6 protein-coding genes are annotated in these 25,603 nt (G+C 55.6%); 3 read left to right on the forward strand and 3 right to left on the reverse strand.

The genetic code is table 11. The annotated features are described in order from the left end of the window. From FD744_RS25575 to metK, 3 genes are all read right to left on the reverse strand, one after another. Positions 1-120 (reverse strand): hypothetical protein (locus tag FD744_RS25575; RefSeq protein ID WP_237449367.1); only part of this gene is annotated, 120 nt, incomplete at its 3' end. 116 nt (positions 121-236) lie between these two features. Further along, positions 237-1,631 (reverse strand): sugar porter family MFS transporter, encoded by a 1,395-nt coding sequence (locus tag FD744_RS11545; RefSeq protein WP_034823260.1) that lies wholly within the window; start codon positions 1,629-1,631, stop codon positions 237-239. 413 nt (positions 1,632-2,044) lie between these two features. Then, a complete protein-coding gene (metK, locus tag FD744_RS11550; protein WP_058959339.1) occupies positions 2,045-3,196 on the reverse strand; it encodes a methionine adenosyltransferase in 1,152 nt (383 codons plus the stop codon). Between the two features lie 805 nt (positions 3,197-4,001). Between metK and speA the strand changes: the two genes are divergently transcribed. The 3 genes from speA (at position 4,002) to FD744_RS11565 (ending at position 25,582) form a co-directional block, all read left to right on the forward strand. Then, the gene (gene speA / locus FD744_RS11555; protein ID WP_160868269.1) at positions 4,002-5,981 is read left to right on the forward strand and encodes a biosynthetic arginine decarboxylase; all 1,980 of its coding nucleotides are present in this window, start codon (positions 4,002-4,004) and stop codon (positions 5,979-5,981) included. 718 nt (positions 5,982-6,699) lie between these two features. Beyond that, positions 6,700-7,395: an EAL domain-containing protein gene (locus tag FD744_RS11560; protein WP_160868270.1), complete on the forward strand. Its 696-nt coding sequence runs from the start codon at positions 6,700-6,702 to the stop codon at positions 7,393-7,395. A gap of 310 nt (positions 7,396-7,705) precedes the next feature. Beyond that, on the forward strand, positions 7,706-25,582 hold the full coding sequence (locus FD744_RS11565; RefSeq protein WP_160868271.1) for an Ig-like domain-containing protein: 17,877 nt from the start codon (positions 7,706-7,708) through the stop codon (positions 25,580-25,582). Positions 25,583-25,603: the final 21 nt, after the last annotated feature.

Raw genomic sequence — 25,603 nt, forward strand, 5'->3', positions numbered from 1 at the left:
GCCAGCTTCCTCAAGGCAGCGGCTGATGAGCGCAGGGTCAAGAACATCCGCGAGCGTATTCAGAGGATTACGAAGAGAATCGTAACGAGAGACGATATCAAGGGCCTGACTGAGCTGCATAAAAAAATCCGGAAACGAAGCGTTTCCGGATTCTTACACAGCCACTGGATCGTTCAACTGATCCTTAACTGACTGGCATTACGCCAATCGGCAGCCCTTTGTATCGCTTATCGACCTTATTGCTGGCCGATATCGCGCAGTTTTTTGCCTTGCATCAGGTTGCGCTCGATGTGTTCCAGCGAGACGTTTTTGGTCTCTGGAATCAGCGCCACGGTCAGCAGGATAAAGAACACATTCAGACCTGCGTATACCCAGAAGGTCGGCGCGTTGCCCAGCGTGTTCAGCATGGTCAGGAAGGTGGCACCGACGATCATGTTGGCAATCCAGTTGGTTGCGGTCGACACGGTGATACCAAAATCGCGGCCTTTCAGCGGCTGAATTTCTGAACACAGTACCCAGATCAACGGACCGGCAGACATCGCAAAACCAACGATGAACATCAGCAGCATGGCGACAGCAAAGTATTGTGCGGAAGCGGAGTTAATGCCGATGTGCAGCATGGTACCGAGGATACCCATACCGGCAGCCATCACGATGAAGCCCAGCACCAGCGTCGGTTTACGGCCCCAGCGATCCACCAGGCCAATCGCAATAAAGGTCGCCAGTACGTTGACCAGACCGACAATGACCGTGCCCCACATCTGCTGAGTGGTATTGGCGAAGCCCGCAATCTCAAAGATTTTTGGCGCGTAATACATGATGACGTTCATACCGGTGAACTGCTGCATCACCTGCAACAGCACACCCAGGAACACCGCACGGCGGAAGTTGCTGTTGCTCTGGAACAGCTGCCAGCCAGACTGTTTGATCTTCAGGCTTTCACGAATCTCATCCAGTTCACGTTTAGCTTGTTCGCTGGTATCACGCAGACGAGCCAGCACGCGTTCTGCACTGCGGAAATCGCCTTTCGCCGCCAGCCAGCGTGGACTGTTTGGCAGGAAGAATACGCCTACCAGCAGCAGCACGGCCGGAATGGTGATGATACCCAGCATCCAGCGCCATGCGCCTGCGTCACTAAACGCAGTGTCAGACAGATACGCGCCCAGGATACCGATGGTGATCATCAGCTGATACAGAGAAATCATGCTGCCACGAATCTTTTCCGGTGCGATTTCAGAAAGATACAGAGGAGCAGTGTAAGACGCGACACCTACTGCCAGGCCGAGTACTACACGTGCAGCAATCAGCATATCCGGGCTAACCGCCATGGCTGACCACAGTGAACCGATCACGAACAGAATTGCACCCGCCATCAGGCTCTTTTTACGGCCGAGATGTGAAGACATCCAGCCGCTACCAATCGCACCGACAGCCGCACCGAACATCATTGAGCTGACAATCCACTCTTGCTCATGTGCAGTCACGTTGAAATCTTTGGCGATGAAGGGCAGGGCACCAGCGATAACGCCGATATCCAGACCAAACAGCAGGCCGGCCAGAGCCGCTAAGAAGCAGACAAACAAGGTCATCATCTTGTTCGACGTTCTGCTCTTATGAGTATTACCAGGCATAATGCCTCCGAAGTTTATCTATCATTGTTTTTATCAATGTTATGAAACCTGCCGACGGAAAAAAGTGAGGATGATCACATCAGTGTAATCGGTTACACACGCTGAAACCCTGCAATCCAGCATTTTCCGCCTGAAATAGTTACGTAACCAGTAAGGTATAGCACCCTTTAAGTTTCTGACATCTCTCTAAATATCGGCTATCAGACGACGCTGAAAATAACGCATTTTCATATGAATAACTACGCTGAAAATTCTCTAAATGACAGATTGCAAAAGGTTTTCAAAATGTAATCGTTAACACTTTGTTGTAAACATCGAAAATGAAGTGTAGACGGCGGGGAAAAGTGTGCTGGCTGGTTAGCGGGCATAAAAAAGCCCGCAATAAGCGGGCTCGTTTTTGCAGGACGGTAAGATTACAGGCCCGCAGCCTCGCGCAGTTGAGCAGCTTTATCAGTCTGCTCCCACGGGAAGTGTTCGCGACCAAAGTGACCGTAAGCAGCGGTCTCTTTGTAGATAGGTTTCAGCAGATCCATCATCTGAATCAGGCCGTATGGACGCAGGTCGAAGAACTCGCGCACCAGCAGGGTCAACTGCTCGGTAGGGACTTTCTCAGTACCGAAAGTTTCCACCATGATGGAGGTTGGCTCAGCCACGCCAATCGCGTAAGAAACCTGGATTTCGCAACGGTCAGCCAGACCAGCCGCGACGATGTTTTTCGCGACATAGCGTGCAGCGTAAGCAGCAGAACGGTCAACTTTAGACGGGTCTTTACCAGAGAACGCACCGCCACCGTGACGCGCCATACCGCCGTAAGTATCAACGATGATTTTACGACCAGTCAGACCGCAGTCGCCCATTGGGCCGCCGATCACGAAGCGACCGGTTGGGTTGATATGGTATTTGGTGCTGGCATTCACCCACTCAGCAGGCAGAACCGGCTTGATGATCTCTTCCATCACCGCTTCACGCAGGTCGGCTGTCGAGATTTCTTCAGCGTGCTGAGTCGACAGGACAACCGCATCGATACCGACAATTTTGCCGCCATCGTACTGGAAGGTGATCTGGCTTTTCGCATCCGGACGCAACCACGGCAGTGAGCCGCTTTTACGCACTTCAGCCTGACGCTGCACCAGACGGTGGGCGTAGGTTACCGGAGCAGGCATCAGCACGTCGGTTTCGTTGGTGGCGTAGCCGAACATCAGGCCCTGGTCGCCCGCGCCCTGTTCCAGCGGATCGGTACGGTCAACACCCTGGTTGATGTCAGGAGACTGCTTGCCAATCGCGCTCAGTACAGCGCAAGAGTTCGCATCAAAGCCCATATCGGAATGGACATAGCCGATTTCACGTACGGTATTACGGGTGATCTCTTCGATATCAACCCATGCGCTGGTGGTGATTTCACCGCCAACCAGCACCATACCGGTCTTAACGTAAGTTTCGCAGGCCACGCGTGCTTTAGGATCCTGTTCAAGGATCGCATCTAACACGGCATCGGAAATTTGGTCAGCGATTTTATCAGGATGTCCTTCTGATACGGACTCAGATGTAAATAGGTGTTTAGCCATTCTGTTCTTTACCTTACAAATGGTTTGAATTCGACTGCATAGCGTAAGTGGACCAGGCCGACTCGACGCCCCTTCAGGCAAAGCCGCGAGCAGTAGGGAGTGTAGGTGCGTATCACCGACACCGCCTGGATGTTAACCAGTTTAGATGGAAAACCATCTGGACGGCTATTCTAGGTTACACAGTGAGCACTTTTCCAGTGCTTTTTCTGATTCCGCACGTTTACGCAAGTGAGCAGATGGAAGAAATTCCTGACACCTTCCACAGATCCCAGACAAAGATTTTGCTTTTTTACCCTGCAGACTGTATAAAACGCCGCTGCTGTCGACCACAGTACAAAAGGATGACGCCACCGTGCGTCGCGCCGTCAGAGCTATTCTCTGATTTTCACCCAGGCCGTTTCTCGTTTGCTGTTTGCAGGCGTTGGAGGTGATAAAAGTAATGAACCACACTTCTCTTCTTTTCGGTTCACTGCGCTCAACGGGCGCGCTGGCAATCCTTTCCCAATCCAGTCTTATTCTTTTCTCTCGTCGAAGTTTTGCGCGTTGCGGTAATTATCCCGACACGAGCGCCGGCTAAGCTATTCCCTCATTTCTGTCACTGTGTTTCACTCGTCTTTGGCGGTGAAAAGCGTTGGCTTCTGGCCCGTTTTTTACTGACTACGGCGTGGTGTTTTACACTTAGAGTCAGCAACGTGCACGGCAACCCGATAATCGGAGCTCAGCAGGATGGGGAAATGTTTACCCGGACTCACAACAGCAAGACCCGGCAACTGTTTCATATTTCAACGGAAAATTGAGGTTCGCGATGTCTGACGACATGAAGAATATCAAGGGTTCGTCAGCTGGCGAACAGGGTGTACTCCGCTCCATGCAGGAGGTGGCGATGAACGATCAGGAAGCGAGCAGAATGCTGCGTACCTACAATATTGCCTGGTGGGGTAATAACTATTATGACGTCAACGAGCTGGGGCACATCAGCGTGTGTCCGGATCCGGATCAGCCGGAAGTGCGCGTTGACCTGGCGAAACTGGTCAAAGAGCGTGAAGCCGATGGCCAGCGTCTGCCTGCGCTGTTCTGCTTCCCGCAGATTTTACAGCATCGCCTGCGTTCAATTAACGCCGCCTTTAAACGTGCGCGCGAATCCTACGGCTACAAGGGTGACTACTTTCTGGTTTACCCCATTAAGGTTAACCAGCACAAGCGCGTGATTGAATCACTGGTGAACTCCGGTGAGCCGCTGGGCCTGGAAGCCGGTTCGAAAGCCGAGCTGATGGCAGTGATCGCGCACGCGGGTAAAACCCGTTCGGTGATCGTCTGTAATGGCTATAAAGACCGCGAATACATTCGTCTGGCGCTGATTGGCGAGAAACTCGGTCACAAGGTTTACCTGGTGATCGAGAAAATGACCGAAGTGCGCCTGGTGCTGGAAGAGGCGGAGCGCCTGAACGTGATCCCACGTTTGGGGATTCGCGCGCGTCTGGCTTCGCAAGGCTCCGGTAAATGGCAGTCGAGCGGTGGTGAGAAATCTAAGTTCGGTCTGGCGGCGTCACAAGTGTTGCAGCTGGTGGATATCATGCGCAAAGCCGGCCGTCTCGACAGCCTGCAACTGCTGCATTTCCATCTTGGCTCGCAGATGTCCAACATTCGCGACATCGCCACCGGTGTGCGTGAGTCGGCGCGTTTCTACGTTGAGCTGGCGAAGCTCGGCGTGAACATCAAATGCTTTGATGTCGGCGGCGGTTTGGGCGTGGATTATGAAGGTACGCGTTCGCAATCTGACTGCTCGGTGAACTACGGCCTGAACGAATATGCCAACAACGTGATTTGGGCAATTGGTGATGCTTGTGAAGAGCACGGTCTGGAGCATCCAACCGTCATCACCGAATCCGGTCGTGCGGTTACCGCGCACCATACCGTGCTGGTCTCCAACATCATCGGTGTAGAGCGCAACGAATTCAGTACGCCAGTGGCGCCAGATGTCGATTCACCACGTCCGATTCAGAGCCTGTGGGATACCTGGCAGGAGATGCACGAGCCGAACGTCCGTCGTTCGCTGCGTGAATGGCTGCACGATAGCCAGATGGATCTGTTCGACATCCATACCGGCTACTCTTCCGGTACTTACGATCTTGGCCAGCGCGCTTGGGCAGAGCAGCTTTATTTAAGCATCTGTCACTATATCCAGCAGCATCTGGATCCAAGCAACCGTGCGCACCGTCCTATCATTGATGAACTGCAGGAACGTATGGCGGATAAGATTTACGTCAACTTCTCGCTGTTCCAGTCAATGCCGGATGCGTGGGGTATCGATCAGCTGTTCCCGGTGCTGCCGCTGGAAGGATTGAACAAGATCCCTCAGCGTCGTGCGGTATTGCTCGACATTACCTGTGACTCCGATGGCACCATCGATCACTACGTGGATGGCGACGGTATTGCCACCACCATGCCGATGCCGGAGTACGACATTGATAATCCGCCAATGCTGGGCTTCTTTATGGTTGGCGCGTATCAGGAAATCCTCGGCAATATGCACAACCTGTTTGGCGATACCGAAGCGGTTGACGTATTCGCTTTCCCGGATGGCAGCGTTGAAGTGCAATTGTCAGATGAAGGCGATACCGTGGCAGACATGCTGGAGTATGTGCAGCTGAACCCTAACGATTTGATGACGCTGTTCCGCGATCAGGTGACACAGCAGAAAGACATCGACGAAGGGCTGCGTGCACAGTTCCTTGAAGAGTTTGAAAGTGGCTTATATGGTTACACCTATCTTGAAGATGAGTAACTGTTAATACGCATAGCGGGCCCTGTACAGGGCCCGTTTTTATTTACCTGCCATTCTATTTTCTTATTCCTCTATTCTTTTATTCGAAGTGTGATGAAGATCACTCTCAATAAATGTTAATCATCCATTTATAACTCGCGCCTAAAATACGTGTTTTCTATCCCCTTCATTTTTATTCACAAAGCTAAAGAATCGCTTCGCTTCAATCCCGAATATCCCTGCATTAGTTACTGATTTTGTAAGGATTGGATAGGTAATCTGTTATGTTTTCTTATCGATGTATAATAAAAATTTAAACATTAAGGATTGAATAGTCCCATCAAGAAACTACATTTTTTGACGTCTTTTGGAACTATGTATTCCAGAACGAAAAAAATGAATTTTGCGATGTAATTATCTTTATCAGACAAATTAAGAATAATTTATACAGTAAATTCAATGTGTTCGTTGTTTCGATATCTGTCAAGGATGGTATTAACTTAAATTTTTCCAGGAATTATCCGATAATTTTGTGAAAGTAAATTAAGTTTACTACGTAAATTGATAGATTTAAACGATTGAAGTGTGGTTGAGTCTTTACTGAAATCTATTTTGCAAACTGTAAGTCCTACGTTAGGCTTCAGTTAACGTGTTAAGATTTATCGATGTTTCCCTTACATCTCACATGAGTAATCCTGACAGTTCTGGAGTATCAGTAAGTTGCGGAAGGGACTGTGAAATGAGCAATCAGCCTGAATACATTTTCTTGCTGGAACCCGTTCATGGTAAAGCCGGCGAGTTGATTGCATGGGAATTGTTAACCCGATTCTCAGATGATGCAGATATTAATAATAAACGTAACCCTTGCAGGGATGAGGGGTTCTTCAGTCGGCTTCCTGCTGACGAGAAATGGCAGTTATTCCTCCACCAGATCGGAAAACTTATTCAGCTATACCAGAAAGGGTTTGATCAGGTAGTCAGTGTAAATGTGGATAGAGATATCGTCGCCGGTATTTTTGAAGATGCTGAAATACAACAAAAACTGGCGAGTTTAACGTTGTTGCGTTTAGAGATATCCGCCTTCTTTACCGCGCGTTTTAACAGCGCAGACCTGCTGATATTAAAAGGTGTCGCGAAAGTGACACACGCCCCTTTATGGCTTGATGACTTTGGTCCGGGTTATTCCAACCTGACCATGCTCAATAGCGGAATATTTGAAATCGTCAAGATTGACAAAGATTTTTTTTGGCAATTTGGCGACGGTCACATTTTTGACACGCTGCTTAGCCACCTCAACCAATTATGCAAAGGCGTGATTGTTGAAGGCGTTGAAAACCCATCACACCTCGATTTGCTGGCGCATAAAGCGATCTACGGTATGCAGGGCTATCACTGGCAGAGTGTCTATCTAAATGATTTTCTTAAGAAATCCTGAGTTTGTGCGGGTTCGGCCACTACAATCGGGGTAGAAAAAATGTCTAAAAATGGGTTCATTGCATTCAATTTGATTTGTGCTCGCCCAATGGAAAATAAAGGTATTTCCCCCTTTGTTCCGCTGAAAAATAAACCCAGCCCATTCCCAGGATGGAGGCTTAACTCGGCTCAGCGCGATTTCATCATGAGTTTGTATGAAATCGACCAAGAGAAGAAGTGAATAGTCATCTGGATTATTCGCCATTGAAGCCGGTATCTGCGGATACCGGGCGTTTTTATGGAATTTAATAACTGCGCGGGATTTCGATAAAATGAATAATATCTCTATCACTCCTAAAGGTGGGACAGTAGCCTCTGAAGTTAGCGGCTCTCAAGTCAACTTAACTGCGCCAAGCGTAGTTAAACTTCACCTTAATCAATCAGATATTAAGTCTTTCACACGCAATGGTAATGATTTAGTCGTCACCACAAAATCTGGTGAAGTGGTTGTTATTCATAACTTTTATACAGCAGCAGGCGACAGTGACCTGGTGCTGCAGGACGACAAAGGTGCACTGTGGTGGGTTGAAGATCCGGGCACCGATGGGTTCCAGTACGTCAACATTGACAGCACCGAAGGGCTGTTAGCTGAGAACACCACCAATGATGGCACCATCGCGGCCTTCGGTATCGGTGGCGCAGCGCTGGCGGGCCTGGGTGCGATGTTTGCTGGCTCGGCAGGCGGTGGCGGCGGTAATGCTGCGGTGGGTGACGGTAATACCGGCGGTGGGGATAACGGCGGGGGCAACAACGGCGGGGGCAACAACGGTGGGGGCAACAATGGTGGGGGGGATACCACACCTCCTGCCGTCGTCACCAACCTGGTCGTCAGTGATAACGTCGGACCCTATCAGGGCGCGATCACCACGGGTGCAGTCACCGATGACAACACACCCACCTTAAGTGGCAACGGCGAAGTCGGGGCCATTATTCGTGTTTATGACGGCACAACGCTACTGGGCTCCACAGTGGTGGGTGCAAATGGTACATGGTCCTTCACCTCACCAGCGCTGGCAGATGGTTCACACAGCCTGACCGTCACCGCGACCGATGCGGCCGGTAATACCAGCGCCGCCAGCGATCCGATTACCTTTACCGTGGATACCACTGCGCCAGAAGCGGTGAGTGATCTCAATGTCGGGAACAACGCAGGCTCGGTGGTATTGCCGATCGCCAATGGTGGATCCACCAATGACACCACGCCTTTGCTGAGCGGCAGAGGCGAGGTAGGAAGCATCATCACCATTCGCGATGGCGATACTGTACTTGGTAGCGTAACCGTTGGCAGTAACGGCAGTTGGAGTTTCACTAGCCCAGAATTAGCTCAGGGTAGTCATACCCTCAGCATCACTTCGACAGATGCGGCGGGCAACACCAGCGTAGCGACCACCATTACCTTCACGGTCGATACCGAAGCACCGGCCAGCGCCACGGGTCTGGCATTAAGTGGGGATGCTGACGGAACTGCAACACCGGTGACCAGCGGCGGAACGACCGATGACAGCACACCAACCCTGAGCGGAAATGGTGAAGTGGGTGCGGTGATCAGCGTTTATGACAACAACACCCTGATTGGCACGGCGGTGGTCGGCAGCAACGGCACCTGGAGCTTCACTACGCCAGCGCTGAGCAACGGTGCGCACAGTCTGACCGTGACGCAGACCGATGCAGCCGGCAATGTCAGCTCGGTTTCTGATGCGTTTGATTTTAATGTGCAGGCTGGGCTGCCTCCAGCCACCACCTCACTGGAAATCACCGACGACTCCGGCAGCACTCTGGTGCAGCTGACTAACGGCTCCAGCACCCATGACACTACGCCAACCCTGAGTGGCCTTGCTTTTGCCGGTGCAGTCATCACCTTGTACAACGGCACGACAGAAATTGGCAGTGTGGTGGCGGGTGCGGATGGACAGTGGAGCTTCACGCCAACTGCGCTGGCGGATGGCACTTATAGCTTCCATGCTTCCGTCACGGATACTGATGGCACCGTGACACAAACGCCAACTATCGTCATCACCGTTGACACTGTCGTGCCAGATCCAGCATCCGGTCTGCAGCTAAGCGACAACGATAACGGCACGGTTCAACCCATTGCCTCTGGCGGTGCGACCAACACTACTCATCCGGTGCTCACCGGAACAGCGGAACCAGGCAGTACGGTGACCGTTCGTGATGGTGATAGCGTGCTGGGTACAGCGACGGTGGGCAGTAACGGCAGCTGGAGTTTCACCTCTCCAACGCTGTCCGAAGGAAGTCATAGCCTGACCACTACCGTTACTGATCCTGCCGGAAATACCAGTGCGGCTTCTGAACCTATCACCTTCACCGTGGACACACAGGCCCCTGCAGGTGCCAGCGATCTGGTGGTCAGCGATAACGTTGGCACCGTCACCGGCCCATTGACAGCCGGATCCACCACTGACGACAGTACGCCAACCCTGAGCGGCAAAGCTGAAGCTAATGGCATCGTTAAGGTTTATGACGGCACCACGCTGCTGGGCAGTGTGGCCGCTGACAGTGCAGGTAACTGGAGCTTTACCACGCCTGCGCTGAGTAATGGCGCACATACGCTGAGCGTGACGGTAACGGATGCCGCAGGCAATGTCAGTCCGGCAACTACCGGTTTTGGTTTGACGGTGAATGCGGGTGTGCCGCCAACCACCAGCACGTTGCAGGTCACTGACGATAGCGGCAGTACGCTGAAAGTGTTGCCTGATGGCTCAAGCACGCATGATAAAACACCTGTTCTGAGTGGCCTGGCGGCAGCCGGGGACATTATTACGCTGTACAACGGCACCACTTTGCTGGGCAGCACCACGGCAGGTTCCGACGGTCAGTGGAGCTTCACTCCCACTACGTTGGCGGATGGTTCTTACTCCTTCCATGCGGTTGCCACCGACAGTACCGGTAATCCTACCAACTCTGTCACCATCAACATCACGATTGATAGCGTTGCGCCAGCGGCGGCAGGCGATCTGCAGCTGAGCAACAACAACGGCAGTACCGTTACGCCAATCGCGGCAGGCGGCACCACCAGTGATAACACCCCGGTACTGAGCGGCACGGCTGAACCTGGCAGCACCGTTACTGTGCGTGATGGCGACAATGTGTTGGGCACGGCAACCGTTGGCAGCGATGGCAACTGGAGCTTTACCGCACCGGCACTCGGTGAAGGAAGTCATAGCCTGACGACTACCGTTACCGATGCTGCGGGCAATACCAGTCCAGCGTCCTCTCCGATTGCTGTCACTGTGGACACCTCGCCACCTGCCGCAGTCAGTGACCTCATGGTCACCGATAATGTGGGTGATTCACAAGGTGAACTGACTTCAGGCGCGGTGACTGACGATAACACGCCAACGCTGAGCGGCACGGGTGAACCTAATGCGCTGTTGAGCATCTATGACGGCACCACACTGCTGGGTAATACCACCGTGGGCGTTGATGGAACCTGGACCTTCACCACGCCGGCTCTGAGCAACGGTTCTCATAGTTTCACCATCACCGCCACAGATACCGCAGGCAATGTTGGCCCTGCCAGCCCACCATTTATTGTGGATATTGAAGCCGATCTGCCAACGGCCAGTGATTCTCTGGAAGTGATCGATGATAACGGCAACACGGTTGAGCAGTTGGTTGATGGAGCCAGCACCAACGATCCTACGCCAGTGCTGATTGGTTCGGCGAGTCCCGGCAATATCATCACCCTGTATGACGGTAGCCAGCTTCTTGGCAGCACCACCGCAGGCGCGAACGGACAATGGCTGTTCAGAATGGGCATCCTGAGTGATGGCCCGCATGCAATTCATGGCACTATCACCGATGCCGCGGGCAACATCACCGATACCCTCACCATCAATATCACCGTGGATACGGTGGCGCCTGATGCAGTGACCGGCTTGCAGATTAATAACGATGCAGGCAGCACGTCCGTGCCTATTACCAACGGCAGCCTCACCAATGATGCAACGCCAGTCCTTAGCGGCAGCGCCGAAGCGGGTAGCGTGGTCACCATTCGTGATGGCAACACTGTGCTGGGTAGTGTGACTGTAGGTAGCAATGGTAACTGGAGCTTCACCACTCCTGCACTGGGTGATGGTAGCCACAGCCTGACGACTACCGCAACAGATGCGGCAGGTAACAGCAGCCCAGCCACCACCCCGATTACCTTTACCGTTGATACCACTGCGCCAGCGGCGGTTAGTGGACTGGTCGTGACTGATGATGCAGGCACCAGCAACGGGGCGCTGACTTCCGGTGCGACCACCGATGACAGCACACCAACCCTGAGCGGCACGGCAGAAGCGGGCAGCATCGTTAAGGTTTACGATGGCACCACGCTGTTGGGCTCCGCATCAGTGGGCACGGATGGCAACTGGAGCTTCACGCCAGCTTCACCACTGACCAATGGCCAGCATAACCTCACCACTACAGTGACCGACGCCGCAGGTAACGTGAGTCCGGCATCACCGGCCTTTACCGTGAATATTGATGCAGGTGTACCAACCACCAATGAACTCATTGTGGTAGCGGACGACAGCGGCAGCACTATCGTGCAGTTGACGGATAACTCCAGTACTCATGACAGCACACCTGTGCTGAGTGGTCAGGCAGGTGCGGGTGATCTGATCACCATATACAACGGCACCACCGTACTCGGTAGTGTCACGGCGGGCAGTAACGGACAGTGGAACTTTACGCCAGCCGCACTAACGGATGGCACCTATGCTTTCCATGCCACCGCGACAAACCCAACCACTGGCGCGATCAGCGATACGCCGACGATCAATGTCACCATTGATACCGTGGCGCCTGCGGCACCAACGGGCGTTGGCCTGACCAATGGTGATGGCGATCCGATTCCATCGGGCAGCAGCACTAACACCACAACGCCGACTCTGGAGGGTAACGGTGAGCCTGGCGGTACTGTCACCATTACAGATGGCACCACCGTCATTGGTACAACAACAGTCGGCGGCGATGGCACCTGGACTTACACCACACCACCGCTGAGTGATGGCAACCACAGCCTGACGACCACCGTGACGGATCCGGCGGGTAACACCGGCCCGGCATCGACGCCTGTGACCGTGACGGTTGATACGCAACCTCCAGCAGCGGCGGGCAACGTCCAGCTTAGCAATGATGGCGGTACACCAATTACTTCTGGCGGCAGCACCAATGACAACACGCCAACCCTGAGCGGCACCGCAGAACCGGGCAGTACGGTAACCGTTTCTGATGGCGGCGCGGTATTGGGCACTGCCACTACCGGAAGCGATGGCACCTGGAGCTATACCCCCACCACGCCGCTGGGCGATGGCAGCCATAGCCTGACCACAACCGTGACCGATCCGGCGGGTAACACCGGACCGGCTAGTACGCCCGTTATTGTGACAGTCGACACCACCGCACCAGCAGCAGCAACAGGTGTGCAGCTGAGCAATGATTCCAGCGGCACAGCAGTACCGATCACTGGCGGCACCACCAATGACACCACGCCGGTGCTGAGTGGCCGAGCCGAACCTGGCAGCACCGTCAATGTTTCTGACAACGGTACGGTTATTGGCTCCACTACGGTGGGTAATGACGGCAACTGGAGCTTTACGCCAACTTCACCGTTGGGCGATGGCAGCCACAGCCTCACCACCACGGTAACTGACCCTGCGGGCAATACCGGTGCGGCAACCACGCCAATTACCGTCACCGTTGATACCACCATCCCTGCTGCACCGGGTAATGTGGCGTTGAGTAATGATGAGAGCGGCACTCCTGTTCCGATTACCTCCGGCACGGCAACGAATGATGCCACTCCAGTTCTGAGTGGATCCGCTGCGGCAGGTAGCACTATCACCGTCTCAGATGGCGGCACAGTGCTGGGCACAGTAGTTGTCGGCGCGGGCGGCACCTGGAGCTTCACCCCAACCGATCCGTTGGGTGAGGGCAACCACAGCATTACCGCAACCACCACCAGTCCTGCCGGTAATACCAGCGGTCCATCTACGCCTATCGTGATCACCGTAGACACCACCGCACCTGCAGAAGCGAGTGGTCTGCAGCTCAACAATGACACCAGCGGCACGCCGGTCCCTATTACCGCCGGTGGCACCACTAATGACACCACTCCAGTCCTGAGTGGTACCGCTGAACCGGGCAGCACGGTGAAAGTTTCTGACAACGGCACGGAGATTGGTTCGGTCACAGTTGGCAGCAATGGTAGCTGGAGTTTCACCCCAACTACGCCGCTGGAGTCGGGTTCGCATAGCCTGACGACCACCGTGACTGATCCGGCCGGCAACACCGGTCCGGAAACCACACCGATTACCTTTAACGTGGACACCACGCGACCGGATCCTGCAAGTGGGCTGGTGCTGAACAATGACACCAGCGGTACGGCGGTACCGATTACCAATGGTGCGACAAATGACACAACACCGGTGTTAACCGGTTCAGCCGCCGTTGGCAGCACCGTTACCGTGCTGGATGGCACAACGGTTCTGGGCACCGTGGTGGTAGGCGCCGGGGGGACCTGGAGCTTCACTACGCCAGCGCTGAGCCAGGGCGATCACAGTCTGACCACGACGGTGACCAGCCCGGCAGGTAACGTTAGCGAGGCTTCACCAGCCATCACCGTCACCGTGGATACACAAGCACCTGCAGCGGCAGGAGGGCTGCAGTTCTCTACAGACGATGGCACCCCAATCGCCACTGGCGGTTCAACCAGCGATACCACACCAACCCTGAGCGGAACGGCTGAGCCAGGCAGCACCGTCACAATTTCTGAAGGCAACACCGTGCTCGGCACGGTGGTGGTCGGCACAGGAGGGACCTGGAGCTTTACGCCAACCACCGCATTGGATGAGGGTAGCCATAGCATTACCACCGTGGTCACTGACCCTGCGGGTAATAGCAGCGCACCAACCTCCGAAGTTGTGGTGATTGTTGACAGCACCTCTCCGGGTGAAGTCGGCAACCTGCAGCTCAGTGATGACTCAACGGGTGTGGCGGTGCCTATTACCGCAGGCAGTGCTACTAACGACCCAACGCCAGTGCTCAGTGGCACCGCAGAAGCGGGCAGTATCGTCACAGTGAAAGATAACGGTACCACGATTGGTACCGCGATTGTTGGTAGCGATGGCAACTGGAGCTTTACGCCAGCGACCGCGTTGATTGATGGCCCACACAGCCTGACTACTATTGTCACTGATTCAACCGGTAACGCCGGCCCTGAATCACCAGCATTTGGCTTCAGCGTGGATACCGTTGCACCTGATTCGGCTAACGCTGTGGTGCTGAACAACGACAACGGCACCCCCACACCGATCACTTCCGGTGGTGCCACCAATGACACCACGCCGGTACTGAGCGGCACTGCCGAGGTGGGCACCATTGTCACGGTACGTGATGGTGATACCGTGCTCGGCAGTGTTCAGGTCACTAACGGTGGCGCCTGGAGTTTCACTTCCCCGGTGCTCAGCCAAGGATCGCACAGCCTCACCGCCACCGTGACGGATGCGGCAGGCAACAGCAGTGCACCTTCTACGGCGATCACCTTTACCGTCGATACTCAGGCACCAAATACCGCAGGTGCCGTGCAGTTGAGTAATGACAGCAGCGGCACGGCTGTACCGATCATCGCGGGCAGTGTCACCAATGACAATACGCCAGTACTGAGCGGAACCGCTGAAGTGGGCACGACGGTCACCATCCTGGATGGCAGTAATGTGCTGGGCACCGTGGTGGTGGGCACTGGCGGCACCTGGACCTTCACGCCTACCCTGGTATTGGGCGAGGGTCCGCACAGCATCACCACGACCGTTACCGATGCCGCTGGCAACGTCAGTGCGCCATCGGCGGCAATTGATTTCACCGTGGACAGCACACCACCAGCGACTCCGGTGGTGACCAGCCTCAGCAATAACAACGCCGGTACTGCCGTGGTGATCACTGCGGGCAGCACCACCAATGACTCCACACCTGTTATTCGCGGAACCGGCGAAGTGGGCGCTACCGTGACCATTCGTGATGGCAGCACGGTTCTGGGGACGGCGATTGTCGGTACTAACGGCATCTGGCGCTTCGAGCCGACTACAGCACTGGGCCAGGGCAGCCATACACTGACGGTTACCGCAACAGACACCGCAGGCAACAGCAGTGCACCTTCTGCAGGCATCACTTTCAACGTAGATACCATCGCACCTGACGCTATCAGTGATTTGGTGGCGAAAGATGACAGTGGCAATACACTAACCGGAGTGACCAACGACAATACACCATCCCTGAGCGGCACGGCGGAAGCGGGCAGTATCATCAAAGTTTACGATGGCACCACTCTGATCGGTTCGACTCAGGCTGGCACCGGCGGTACCTGGAACTTCACGACGCAGACCCTGACCGACGGCGCTCACACACTGACTGCCACCGCCACCGATACGGCAGGCAACGTCAGTGCTGCGGGTAATGCGGTGACGATAACGGTGGATACTTCTGTTCCGTCTACGCCAGACTTTGTGGTCACCAATAACGATGCCTTGCCAACGGAACCAGTGGCGAACAACGGCTATACCAACGACAACACGCCAGTGTTGAGTGGTACCGCTACGGCTAACAGCCTGGTGACCATTTATGATGGCAATACGGCGATTGGTAGCGTCACCACCAATGCGCAGGGCGTGTGGAGTTTCACCACTGCCACTCTGCCAGACGGTTCGCATCCACTGACCATTACGGTCACGGATACCGCGGGTAACGTCAGCCCGGCTTCTGCTGTAGTCACGATCAATATTGACACTGAAGCGCCGGATGTGGCGCAAGGCGTGACCGTCAACAACAACGAAGGCAGCACGTTGGTGCCGATTGCAGCAGACGGCTATACCAACGACACCACGCCACAACTAACCGGCAGTGCCGAAGCGGGCAGTATCGTCAGGATTTATGACGGTGCTGGCGAAATCGGCTCGGTGCTGGTAGGCAGCAGTGGTAACTGGAGTTTCACCACCGACACCCTGGATCAGGGCGTGCACAATCTGAGTGTTACGGTGACGGATGCGGCAGGTAATACCAGTGCCAATTCACCAACCCTGACCTTTACGGTGGACAGTGAAGCACCGGATGCAGCGCAAGGTCTGACGCTCGCCAATAACAACAGCGGCACAGAAGTGCCTGTTACGAGCGGCAGCACGACCAATGACAGTACACCGGTTCTGCGCGGTACAGCGGAAGCCAACAGCACCATTATTATCTCTGATGGCAATACCGTTCTCGGTACGGTTATCGCGAATGGTAGTGGTGACTGGAGTTACTCTCCAACATTGACCGATGGTACCCATAATCTGAGCGTGGTGGTGCAGGATGCGGCCGGCAATACCAGCCCGATCAGCGACATTGTGACCGTCACCATTGATACCGTAGCACCGCCATCGGTAACCAACCTGGTGCTGACCAACAACATTGATGGTGCGGTTAACATTCCAAACGGCGGACTAACCAACGACAGCACGCCAGTGCTGAGCGGTAACGGTGAGGTGGGTAGCATTATCACTATCTCTGATGCCAGTGGGGTGTTGGGATCTACAACCGTTATTGCCGGTGGCACATGGAGCTTTACGCCACCTACGGCGCTGGCGGACGGTTCTCATACCTTCAGTGTCAGTGCGTCCGATGCGGCAGGTAATGTGAGCGGTACGACCACCATTAGTGCGGTGATTGATGCCACACCACCTGCGGCACCGAGTGCGATTACGGCCAGCAATGACGACGGTACTACGCCAGTAGCGATTACGAGTGGAAGCATTACCAACGACAGCACGCCGTTCCTCAGTGGCAGCGGAGAGGCGGGTAGCATTATCCGGATCTATGATGGCACCACGGTGTTGGGCAGTACGGCGGTGGGTAGTAATGGTCAATGGAGCTTCAGCGTGCCAGCGCTGGATGACGGCGCCTATACGCTGCGTGTGACGGCAACGGATGCCGCAGGTAACACCAGCGAGGCCGCGAACACCGTTGACTTCACCGTAGACGCCACTCCGCCAGCTGTACCAACGCTGGTGGTGACCAACGACATCACTTCCGTTGTCGTCGCCAACAATGGGCTGACCAACGACAACACGCCAACACTGAGTGGTAGCGCCGAGGCGAACAGTCTGGTGACCATTTATGATGGCACCACGGTGATTGGATCAACCACCGCGACCGGTGGCGGTACCTGGACCTTTACTTCGCCAACCTTAACCGATGGGTCGCATACCCTGACAGTGACGGTGACAGATGAAGTGGGTAACGTCAGTACGTCTGCAGCGACAGTTGTGCGCATTGATGGCACACCACCGCAGCCAGCGGGCGACCTGCTGTTGCAGAACAACACTGGGGCGCCAGAAACCATTCCAAATGGCGGTACTACCAGCGACAACACCCCGGCAATCAGCGGCACGGCAGAGGCGAACGCTATCGTCCGTGTTTATGACGGCACAACGCTGGTTGGTTCCACTACGGCAGGTTCAGACGGCAGCTGGAGCATCACAACCAGTGCGCTGTCGAACGCGACTCACACGCTCAATGTGACGGTAACGGATGCAGCCGGTAACGTGAGTGCGGAATCGTCGGTATCGTTGACCGTGGATAACACCACGCCGGCGGAAGTCCTGACGTTCGCGATTTACAACAACGCCAATACCACGCCGGTACTGGTGGCGAATGATGGCTTCTCCAACGACAACACGCCGGTGTTGCGCGGAACCGGTGTGGCGGGAACCACTATCAATATCATCATCGATGGAGTGCAGGTTGCGACCACCACGGTGGCAAGTAACGGTGTCTGGCGTTATGAAACCGCCGTTGAGGCAGATGGCCCGCACACTTACTCGGTGTCAGTGACCAACGCAGCAGGCACCACCGGGCCAGCAACCACTCCTGTTGAAATCACCATTGATACCTCTACACCGGCAACGGTGAATACCAGTACGTTGGTGGTGACTGACGATGTGGGTGTTACCGGCACGCTAAATACCGGTGATACCACAGATGACAATACGCCAACCTTTAGCGGTACCGCTGAAGCTAACAGCACGGTATCAATCTACGATGGTACGACGCTGCTTGGCACTGCAACGGCAGCGGCATCAGGCGGAGCATGGACCTTCACGCCGCCTGAGGGACTGTCTAACGGTAACCATAGCTTCACCTTCACAGTGACGGATCAGGCGGGCAACGTCAGCGCAGCCAGCTCTCCGGCCTTCACGTTGAACATCGAAGCGGGCTTGCCAACGGCCAGCGGTACGCTGGTTATCACTGATGACAGCGGCAGTATGCCTGTGACGCTGGCAGATGGTGCGAATACCAAAGACAACACGCTGGTATTGACCGGTTCAGCGACAGCCAATGATGTGATTACCATTCATGACGGCAGCGGTACCGAGTTGGGTACCGCAATCGTGGATGCGAATGGACAGTGGAGCTTTATTACACCAGCGCTGACGGATGGTGTTCATGCTATTTACATCACCAATCTTGCGGGTACCGAATCCGACACGTTCAACATCAACGTCGATACACTAGCACCAGCTGCCGTAACCGACCTGGCGGCCGCCAATAACATTGGCAGCACTCCGGTTGCGATTGCTAATAACAGTATTACCAATGACAGCACACCGCTGCTCACCGGTAACGCGGAAGCTAACGGTATTGTCACCATCTATGACGGCAACACCGTAGTGGGTTCGACGACAGCCAGTGCAACGGGTGCATGGAGCTTTATTTCGCCTACCCTGAGCCAGGGCGCGCATACTTTAAGCGTCACAGTCACCGATGCGGCGGGTAACGTTGGACCGCGTTCTTCTACCGTGAGCTTCACCATTGATAGCATTGCGCCTAATGCGAGTACGCTGGTGGTCACTAATGACGTCAGCAACACCACGGTAGCCAATGGCGGTTATACCAATGACACCACACCAACGCTGAGTGGTGTGGCGGAAGCGGGAAGCCGCGTGTCCGTCTATGATGGTGCGAATCTGTTGGGCACTGTCATTGCGGGCAGTAATGGTGCATGGACCTACACCACGGCGGTATTGACGCAGGGTAGCCACTCGCTCAGTGTCACTGTCACGGATGCCGCGGGCAACGTCAGCGGCACCACATCCGCCACTGTGATTGTCGATAACGTCGCGCCAGCAGCCGTCACCAGCCTGGCTGCCGCCAACAACAACGGCAGCACGCCAGTGGCGATTGCCGCAGGCAGCAGTACCAACGACAACACCCCAGCGCTAAGTGGTACAGCAGAAGCAGGCAGCGTCGTCAAAATTTATGACGGCACAATTCTGCTGGGTTCAGTGACGGCGAATGCCACCACCGGTGCGTGGAGCTACACCTCAACGCAGCTGTCTGACGGTAGCCACACCATCAACGTGACGGCGACCGATGCGGCGGGCAACACCAGCTCGAATGCCTCGATTACCTTTACCGTGGTGACAGGCGCGCCGAATCCGGTTACAGGCCTGGTGGTGAACGACAACGTGGGCACTTCACAGGGGCCGTTGACGAGTGGTGCATCTACCGATGACAACACGCCGACCCTGAGCGGTTCCGCGACGGCGGGCAACATTGTGGTGATTTCTGAAGGCACCACCGTTCTCGGCTCGGTCGTCGTCGGAAGCGGTGGCACCTGGACCTTCACCACTGCAGCACTGAGTGAAGGATCGCATCCACTCAGTGTCACCGTTCGTGATGCGGCGGGCAACACCAGTACGGCCACTAACTTCACTGTAGTGGTGGATACCGTGGCGCCGGCAACGACATCACTGGTGGTCACCAACGATAACACCACGGCCGTCGTACCCAACGGTGGCTCGACCAACGACACCACGCCAACACTGAGCGGTGTGGCGGAAGCCAACGGTCGCGTCTCGATTTACGATGGTACGAACTTGCTGGGCACGGCAATTGCCAGCGGCACCGGCGCATGGACCTTCACCTCAACGGCACTGACGCAGGGCTCTCATACGCTGAACGTCACGGTGACCGATGCGGCAGGTAACGTCAGTGGTACCACCTCTTCTGTGGTGGTGATCGATACCACGCCTCCGGCGGCGGTAGCGAGCCTGGCAGCGGCGAACAACAACGGCAGTACGCCGGTGGCGATTGCCGCAGGCAGCAGCACCAACGACAACACGCCAGCCATCAGCGGTACGGCGGAAGCGGGCAGCGTGGTAAAAGTCTACGATGGCGGAGTCCTGCTTGGATCTGTTATCGCGGGCAGCAACGGTGCCTGGAGTCTGACATCCACTACGCTGGCTGACGGTAGCCACACCATCAACGTGACGGCGACCGATGCGGCGGGCAACATCAGTCCGAATGCGTCCATCACCTTCACGGTCGATACCGCCGTGCCCGCCACGGTCACTAACCTGGTGGTCACCAACGATGTCACCAGCACCACGGTGCCAAACGGCGGTTCAACCAATGACAATACGCCAACCCTTACCGGTACGGCTGAGGCGAACGCGATTGTCACGGTGTATGACGGCACTACGGTATTGGGTTCCACTACGGCCAGCGGTACCGGCGCATGGAGCTTCGTCAGCCCGGCATTGAGCAACGGGACACATCCGCTGAGTGTCACAGTGAAAGACGCAGCGGGTAACGTCAGTCCGGCATCGACTCCGGTTTCCGTGATTGTCGATACCGTGGCGCCGAATGCTTCGACGCTGGTCATCACTAACGATGTCACTAACACCACGGTCGCCAGCGGCGGTTCCACCAATGACACCACGCCAACGCTGAGTGGTACGGCGGAAGTGGGGAGTCTCGTTAAGATTTACGATGGTGGCACGCAAATCGGTTCGGTCACGGTTGGCACCAATGGCACCTGGACCTTTACCACCGCAGTACTGGCCCAGGGCTCGCACACCATTAGCGTGACCTCAACAGATGCGGCCGGTAACGTCAGTGGTAGCACCAATGCCACTGTCAACATCGACTCCGTGGCACCAACGCTGACCCTGGCGGCAGCCAATAACAACGGCAGTACGCCGGTGACGATTAACGCAGGCACCAGTACCAATGACAACACGCCTGCGCTGAGCGGCACCACGGAAGCGAACAGCGTCGTGAGAATTTTCGATGGCGGGGTGCAGATCGGTTCTGTGACGGCCAGCAGCACGGGCGCATGGACCTGGACTTCAACCACGTTAAGTGAAGGTTCGCATACCATCACGGCGACGGCGACAGATGCAGCGGGCAACGTCAGTAACACGCCATCTATTACCTTCACCGTGGATACTGTCGTCCCTAACACTGTCACTAACCTGGTGGTGACCAACGATGTCACCAGCACCACGGTACCAACCGGCGGTTCCACCAACGACAACACGCCAACCCTCACCGGTACGGCTGAGGCGAACGCGATTGTCACGGTGTATGACGGCACGACTGTGCTGGGGTCTACTACCGCCAGCGGCACCGGCGCGTGGAGCTTCGTCAGCCCGGTATTGACGAATGGTACTCACCCACTGAGTGTGACGGTGAAAGATGCGGCGGGTAACGTCAGCCCATCCTCAACACCGGTCACTATCACCGTGGATACCGTGGCGCCAAATACCGCAACGCTGGTGATCACCAACGATGTCACCAACACCACGGTCGCCAGCGGGGGTTCCACCAACGACACGACGCCAACGCTGAGTGGTACGGCGGAAGCCGGTGGTCGAGTGACTATCTATGACGGTACAACGACGCTGGGTACGGCTATCGCCAACAGTTCGGGAGTGTGGACCTTCACAACCTCGACCTTGACGCAAGGCTCGCACACCATCAGCGTGTCGGTCACGGATGCAGCCGGTAACGTCAGTGGCAGAACCAACGCCACAGTGGTTATCGACACCACGCCTCCGGCAGCGGTGACTCTGGTGGCTGCCAATAACAATGGCAGCACGGCGGTGACAATCCCGAACAATGGCGTCACTAACGACAGCACGCCACTGTTGAGTGGTACGGGTGAGGTCGGGGCTAAGGTCAGTATCTATGACGGTTCAATCTTACTAGGCACCACCACCGTCGCCAGCAACGGTACCTGGAGCTTCATCTCCACCACGTTGAGCAACGGTAGCCATACGTTGAATGTCACCCAGACAGATGCAGCGGGCAACGTTAGCCCGAATGCCTCAACTGTGATGACCATCGACACTGTGGCACCGAATGCGGTCACCAACCTGGTGATTACCGATGATGTTGGCGCGAGTCAGGGGCCGTTGGCCAATGGCGCAGTGACCGACGATGCGACGCCGACCCTGAGTGGTACCGCAGAAGCGAATGCCATTGTCACCATCTATGACGGCACAACGGTGCTGGGTTCTGTGACTGCCGGGACCAACGGTGCATGGACCTTCACCACGGCCACGTTGAGTAACGGTACCCATCCGTTGAGCGTCACGGTGACCGATGCAGCGGGTAACACCAGTGCGGCTTCCGCAACGGTCTCCATTACCGTGGATACCGTAGCGCCAGCGGCATCAACCCTGGTGATTACCAACGACATCACCAACACCACGGTGGCGAACGGCGGTTACACCAATGACACGACGCCAACCCTGAGTGGTACGGCGGAAGTGGGCAGCAAAGTGTCGATCTACGATGGCACGACGCTGCTGGGCACTGTGACAGTGGGCAGCAGTGGCGCATGGACCTATACCACGACGGTATTGACGCAGGGTAGTCACCCGATCAATGTCACCGTGACGGATCCAGCGGGCAACGTCAGCGGCACCACGTCAGCCACGGTGATTGTCGATAGCGTTGCTCCAGCGGCAGTGACCAGTCTGGTTGCGGCTAACAACAACGGCAGTACAGCGGTGACCATCCCGAACAATGGTTCCACCAACGACAATACGCCGCTGTTGAGTGGTAACGGCGAAGTTGGTGCGAAAGTCAGCATCTATGACGGCAGCACGCTGCTGGGCACAACAACGGTGGGCAGCAATGGTACGTGGAGCTTTATCTCCACGACCTTGAGCAATGGTACGCATACCATTAACGTGACGCAGACCGATGCGGCAGGAAACATCAGCCCAACGGCTTCTACCGTCATGACCATCGATACCGTGGCACCAACGGCGAGTACGCTGACCATTACCGACGATACCGGCACCACGCCGGTGACGCTGGCCAATGGTGCGTACACCAAAGACACCACGCCAACCTTGAGTGGTACGGCGGAAGTGGGTGCGATTGTCACCATCTATGATGGCGCGACCGTTCTCGGCTCCCTCACCGTAGGCAGTACCGGTGCCTGGACCTATACCACTGCGGTTCTGGCGAACGGTGCGCATCCGTTGACGACCACCGTTACGGATGCGGCGGGCAACGTCAGTACCGGCAACACCACGGCCACGGTGAACATCGATACCGTGGCTCCAGTGGCGGTAACGAACCTGGCGATTAACTCGGCGGGTACCACCGTAACCGGTAATGGTGAAGTGGGCGATACAGTGACGGTGCGTGATGCCAACGGTAACTCGCTGGGTACCGCGACAGTCGGCGCGGCGGGCACCTGGTCGGTGACCTTGAGCACTGCACAGACCACAGGTGCTTCACTGTCGGTCATCCAGACCGACCGTGCGGGCAACGTTTCACCATCCACAGCCTTGACCGGGGTGATTCGTATTGTGGCCACCAACGATACCAATGAGGTGGACTACAGCACGACCACGCAAACGGTGAATAACGGTACCACCAGCGTCTCGCATGCGGCTCTGGCCACGGTGAACCTTGGCACGCTGCTGGGCGTCGGCGTTCTGTCGAACGGTAATGCTTACACCTTCAGTGTGGGCACCGGTGATACCCGTACTGTGACCTTGCATGGTTCGGTCGGTGGTATATCTCTGATATCAACCTACTCGCTGTATCTCTATCAACAGAACTCGGATGGTTCCTGGACGCTGAAGAGCGTGACCTCGAACTATCTGTCGACTGGAATACTGTCGCTGGGTACACAGACCGGTGCGAACGTCACTTATAGCGGACTCGGCTCGGGTACCTATGCAGTAGTAATTGGTTCGAGTGGCGGTATTGCCGTGCTGCCAAGCACCACCATCACTACGGTGACGGATACCACGCTGGATGCTGTGACGGTTTCCTCAACGGTGACCGGTAACCTGCTGACCAACGACACCAGTTCAGTCGCGGGTACGGTTCCAACCGGTACGGCGGTGACGACGGTATCGGGCAGTGCCGTCGCGGCGAGTGGTAACACGGTGATCAATACCACTTACGGTACGCTGACCATCGATTCACACGGTAACTACACCTATGTGCTGAAGGCGGGACTGGATGTCAGTACCTTGCCAACCACCGACACCTTCACTTACTCGGTGAGGGATTCGAGTGGTGCGGTGACTTCTGCATCCCTGACGGTCACGTTGCATAACGGTGCAGCGACGTCGCTCACCGTGAACAGCCTGCTGGCGGAAACCACCTCAACCGGTGATCACGATGCCAGCGGCAGTATCTACGGTGACTCGACGACGCATACCGGAACCTTGAGTATCACTAATGAACATGGTGATGTCACAACGGTTCACAGCGTGGGTACCACGTCGATTGCCGGGGACTATGGTGTGCTGAGTATTGCAGCCAACGGTAGCTACACCTATACGCTTAATGCCGGGGTTGATGGACAAAGCCTGCTGCATAAAGAGGTGTTCAGCTACACGCTGGCAGCAACCGATGGCACCATCACCACGCACTCCTTCACTATCGACCTGCATCCAACTATCACAGGAACGGCAGGGGCTGACACCATTACCGGCGGTGCCTACAACGATACCATCACGACCGGTGCAGGTGCCGATACCTTGGTGTATCACCTGTTAGCGAGTGCAGACTCAACGGGAGGGAACGGTCACGATACCTGGACCGACTTCAATGTTGCGCAAGGCGACAAAATTGACATCAGTAACTTGCTAATCGGCTGGAATGATTCCACAAGTAATATTAATGATTTCGTGAAAGTGGATCATACTTCAGATGGCAATACCGTGCTCTCAATTGACCGTGACGGTACCGGTACGGGTTACAGCAGTACCCAGTTGATTACGCTGGAAGGTGTCAACGTTTCACTGGAGGAATTGCTGCAGCAACCGCACCAGACTCACACGGCATAAGGGGCCGCGCGTAGCAAGGAT

This window comes from Pantoea sp. Taur (assembly GCF_009830025.1).
Lineage (GTDB): Bacteria > Pseudomonadota > Gammaproteobacteria > Enterobacterales > Enterobacteriaceae > Pantoea > Pantoea communis.

Bases quoted from the DNA above. Each gene is read 5' to 3' on its own strand.
- FD744_RS11545 (WP_034823260.1), bottom strand. From the start codon at position 1,631: ATGCCTGGTAATACTCATAAGAGCAGAACGTCGAACAAGATGATGACC.
- FD744_RS11565 (WP_160868271.1), top strand. From the start codon at position 7,706: ATGAATAATATCTCTATCACTCCTAAAGGTGGGACAGTAGCCTCTGAA.
- metK (WP_058959339.1), bottom strand. From the start codon at position 3,196: ATGGCTAAACACCTATTTACATCTGAGTCCGTATCAGAAGGACATCCT.
- speA (WP_160868269.1), top strand. From the start codon at position 4,002: ATGTCTGACGACATGAAGAATATCAAGGGTTCGTCAGCTGGCGAACAG.
- FD744_RS11560 (WP_160868270.1), top strand. From the start codon at position 6,700: ATGAGCAATCAGCCTGAATACATTTTCTTGCTGGAACCCGTTCATGGT.